This window comes from Pseudomonas sp. HMSC057H01 (assembly GCF_001836405.1).
Classification (GTDB): Bacteria; Pseudomonadota; Gammaproteobacteria; order Pseudomonadales; family Pseudomonadaceae; genus Pseudomonas; species Pseudomonas aeruginosa.
The window spans coordinates 1-645 of record NZ_KV828520.1; the positions used below are offsets into that span (position 1 = coordinate 1).

Here is a 645-nt window from a genome sequence, read left to right on the forward strand (position 1 = left end):
GCACCTCCGGCTCCGACGACTGGCGCTCCCCGGTCGCCGGCTGAGCCGCGACCGCCGCACGCGGCCCGCCTCGCTGGCCGTCGTGCCCTCGATGACCCACAGCGCCGTGGCCAGGAAAGCCCGCGCCGGGTCGATGCCGCTTTGTTGTAGGCAGCTTCCGATCGAGCCTGCGCGCCCTTGTCTCGCCCGCGCCAGGCAGGACAATCGAATCGGTCGCCTGCGCCAGTGAGGGACAACGGATGTTCGCAGCAGCCAACCAGACCCATTTCAGCCTCGCCATCGACGGCCTCGCCCTCGACCTGCAGGTGCTCTCCTTCAGCGGCCGCGAAGCCATCAGCCAGCCGTTCGCCTTCGACCTGGAGCTGGTCGGCGAACGCCCCGTGCCGGACCTCGAAAGCCTGCTGCACAAACCCGCCTTCCTTACCCTCGGGCCCGCCGGCAACGGTATCCACGGCCTGGTGCGCAGCGCCGGACAGGGCGACTCGGGCAAGCGCCTGACCCGCTACCGCATCACCCTCGTCCCGCAACTGGCCTACCTCGCCCAGCGCACCAACCAGCGCATCTTCCAGCACCTCACGGTGCCGCAGATCGTCGGCCGGGTGCTGGAGGAACACGGCATCCTCGCCGACGCCTACCGCTTCCAGC

2 protein-coding genes are annotated in these 645 nt (G+C 70.1%); both read left to right on the forward strand.

From position 1 onward, the window contains the following. On the forward strand, nucleotides 1–229 hold a 229-nt coding region (locus tag HMPREF2581_RS33450), incomplete at its 5' end, for a hypothetical protein (protein WP_218189485.1). A gap of 10 nt (nucleotides 230–239) precedes the next feature. After that, nucleotides 240–645, forward strand: a 406-nt coding sequence (locus HMPREF2581_RS28955; protein WP_034068660.1) for a contractile injection system protein, VgrG/Pvc8 family, incomplete at its 3' end; no start/stop codon positions are given.